General features: G+C 40.2%; 3 protein-coding genes. 2 read left to right on the top strand and 1 reads right to left on the bottom strand.

Annotated features, from left to right (window positions below):
• Positions 1 to 113: 113 nt before the first annotated feature.
• Both GH715_RS21030 and GH715_RS21025 read left to right on the top strand, forming a co-directional pair.
• Positions 114 to 302: a hypothetical protein gene (locus GH715_RS21030; protein ID WP_205601883.1), complete on the top strand. Its 189-nt coding sequence runs from the start codon at positions 114 to 116 to the stop codon at positions 300 to 302.
• Positions 303 to 365: 63 nt separating this feature from the next.
• Entirely contained in the window at positions 366 to 2222 is a 1857-nt protein-coding gene (locus GH715_RS21025; protein ID WP_153837206.1) for a phage tail protein, read from the top strand.
• Positions 2223 to 2287: 65 nt separating this feature from the next.
• Here GH715_RS21025 and GH715_RS21020 read toward each other — a convergent pair whose 3' ends face one another.
• The gene (locus GH715_RS21020) at positions 2288 to 3025 is read right to left on the bottom strand and encodes a hypothetical protein (protein WP_153837205.1); all 738 of its coding nucleotides are present in this window, start codon (positions 3023 to 3025) and stop codon (positions 2288 to 2290) included.
• Positions 3026 to 3448: the final 423 nt, after the last annotated feature.

Below are 3448 nucleotides of genomic sequence, written 5' to 3'. Positions count from 1 at the left end.
AGAGTATATTAACGATATTTGAATTATATAGAGGGAGGTAAGCGCATAAAATGGCAGGCGAAAAACTGAACATATCGTTTAGGATTAAAGCGGTAGACAACTTCTCGAAAAATATGGCAAAACTATCCAAGCAATTAGACGCCATAGACAAGCAAGCCGATCAAATGAGCAAGCTAGAGAATATAACCGTAAATGTTACCGGAGATAAATCCGCAACCAGACAACTTGACAACGTAAAGGATAAGGCGGACTCTATTCCAAGCCTAAAAGTTACGCATGTATTTGTAAACGGTTTCAAATAGTATCAACGCAGGATGGATCGCCTTAGTACGTCGTTGAGAAACTTCGATGAGATAGCCGGAAGCATGGCGAAAGGTAGTTTGATTACCGCATTACCAGCGCTAGTTCCAATAACCGGAGTATTAGCCGGAGGGTTAGGCGCTATTGCTTCCGCCTTTACTTCCGCCGGACTAGGCGCAGCAGGTTTCGGGGCTGTTGCAATTCCGGCACTAACAGGTGTATTCAAAGCGCAAGAGGAACTAAAGAAGGCGCAAGAACAAATGGACGCAGCCGAAACCGCAGAGGAACAAGCCGAAGCAACGGCGGAACTTGAACGGGTACAGGCTAAGTATAACGAAAGCCAGTGGGAAGGCGTAAAAGCGCTACAGTCGTTTACCAAGTTTCATAAGGACTTCGCAAAAGAGTTCGAGCCAAAAGTCATCGATACGTTTGTCCGAGGGTTAGACGGACTAAAGCGAACAATGGAACTAGCAAAGCCGGCGATAGATGGAACGGTAACGGCGGTTAGTAACCTTGTAGATAGCTTTAACGCCAATTTAGAAACGGCCGACGTGAGGGCCTTCTTCGATTGGCTAGGTGACACCGCGGGACCAAACCTAGAGACGTTAACGAAGTCGTTAGGTAACTTCGGGCAAGGCATAATGAATATGCTAGTTGCATTCGATCCGTTAGCGCAAAGTTTTAATGACGGATTTCTAAGTATGTCCGAAAAGTTCCGGGAATGGAGTTCAACATTATCGGAAAATCAAGCGTTTCAAAACTTTATGAACTATGTACGAGAGAACACGCCGACTGTACTAGAGTTAATCGGAAATATTGTCACAACGCTAGTTAACTTAGGAATCGCAATGGAACCAATGGCGACCAAAGTCTTAGAAATGGCTAACTCGTTCTTTGCGTGGACTTCGGAATTATTCAAAAACCACGAATGGGTAGGCAAGCTAGTAGGCGTAGCAACGATAGCAATCGGACTATTTAAGTTGTTTGCTCCGATAGTAACCGGCGTAATTGTCGCATTTAAAGGACTTATTCCGTTTGTCACTATGGTTTCCGGATGGATAGGCAAACTAGGCGGAGTATTAATCAAGTATGCGCCTAAAGTTGCGATGTTTGGCGCTAGGATTGCCAGCCTTACAAATCCGATTGGCATAGCGATTAATATCATTATTACGTTAGCAACCGTTGTAATATCGCACTGGGATCAGATATGGGCGTGGACGAAGAAAACTTTTGCTAAAGTCTCGAATTGGATTAGCAACAAGTGGGGCGAAGTCAAGAACGCCTTTAACGTATTAAAGCAACTGTATTCGATATTACGGAATAGATTTACAGATATGGTCAACGCAGTTAAGCAGAAAATGACAGACGTTAAAGACCGCATTAAAAACGGATGGGATACCGTTATGGACTTCCTTACGGGTATCGACTTATTCGAAGTCGGACAGAACATTTTAGAAGGAATGATAAACGGCGTAGGAAGCATGGCCGGTAAGTTAGTCGACAAGGTTTCCGGAGTAGTAGGCGGAGCAATCGACAAGGCGAAAAACTTACTTGGAATTGCCTCCCCGTCAAAACTATTTGAGCAATTCGGTAAATGGACCGGAGAAGGATATATAAACGGAATCGATAAAATGAATCGACAGGTTACGCAAGCAAGTCGGGGAATGATGTCCGCAGCAGTTCCGCAAGCTAGTTCTAGAGGATATACGCCAAAGCCTTCCGGAACAACTTCCGCAAGTTCTAATACTTCGGATAGTAACGGACTTAATCGGGAAGTGTTAGACAGGTTAGAACGGATAGATAAAAGTATCAAAGCCGGGCAAGTTATCGTAATGGATAAACGAGAAGTTGCCAAGACGTTAGCGGAACCGATGGAAAAGCGATTAGAGTTGAGAAGAAAAGACAGGCAGGCGTTTAGATAGTTAATTAAGGCGTTATGCTAGAAGGATGGAGTAAAGTGGGCGCTAGGAGTTAGCGCCTTATTCTTCTACTCCTTATTAACCCTCTCTATTTTGAACGTTTCTCTTAAAGTAGAAGCATCGAACACTCTACAGATATCCCTAATGTCGCCAATTTTTATTGTAGGGGGTTCCTCAAAATTATGTCTTAAAATAATTCTGTATTCTCTTTGTGAAGCGAAAATATCACGTTTGTAAAATAAGGCTTCAAACGGGTTTTTATCGTAATGATTTTTATTAATATTATTTTCTTGATAAGTGTTGAAATATTTTACTGATGCGCATTTATAACTATATGTATTGTTTATTATGGTTGTAAATTTATCAATAAAGGGTTTTGTGTCTATGAAAATGGCTTTTCTATTCTCGAAAATACCACTCTGTTTAAGGTCTTGTATTACATTTTCTTTGATTGCAAAGATGTCTTTTTCGACTTCTTCCAAATCCTCGGTATGAATCATAGTGAAACAAGTAATTGGTATATTTTCAATTCCTTTATACCTGTAAGAATGAAATGCTTTTGTAAAGTTTAACGGCGCAAATTTACCAGGTTCAATTTCGATTTCGAACTTGTTTGTCTTAGGGTCGACATTCGAAATATAACTTCCTTCGTATTTATCACCGACACCTTTATTAACTTGATTTTCTTCTAGTTCTATAAAGTACTTACTTAAAGGCATATAAATGTTTCCGGATAAGAAATCTTCTAAGTGTTCTTTTCTAACAAACTTAAATAAAAAGAATCCATTAGGTAATGTATCGTTCAAGTGAAAACCTCCTTTAGTGACTTCTAGTGATATAATAACATGAAAATTAATAGGCTTGTATTTTCGGAGGGAAAAACGCACATAGTAACCGAGAGGGAAACAGTTTAAAGTTAATGAACGAGTACAATATTATATGAAGAAACTCGGTAATTGCGAAAAATTAATACAACGGTATTTCTATTGACTATATTCGCTAAAAAATGGTAGTATTAATAAAAACGTCGGTTGTCCGACTCAATGACCGAATCAACTACCGTGATTAAAAGCGAATTTATAACGTTCCTTGTAGGTAGAACGGGAGTTCGAATCTCTCCTGGGACGCTAGATAAACTTCACAACGATAATCATTGTGAGGTTTTTTGTTCTCTATGTAATTAACAAAACGGGCTCTATACTAAATGTGGTGGTGCTTCCTGGAGTGAT

Origin of the sequence: Gracilibacillus thailandensis, assembly GCF_010994055.1 — a bacterium.
Lineage (GTDB): Bacteria > Bacillota > Bacilli > Bacillales > Amphibacillaceae > Gracilibacillus > Gracilibacillus lacisalsi.
Note: the sequence above shows the minus strand (reverse complement) of the source record. Positions and strands in the feature narration are given on the sequence as shown.

Excerpts from the sequence above, each read along its gene's own strand:
- GH715_RS21025 (WP_153837206.1), top strand. The coding sequence starts at position 366 with ATGGCGAAAGGTAGTTTGATTACCGCATTACCAGCGCTAGTTCCAATA.
- GH715_RS21030 (WP_205601883.1), top strand. The coding sequence starts at position 114 with ATGGCAAAACTATCCAAGCAATTAGACGCCATAGACAAGCAAGCCGAT.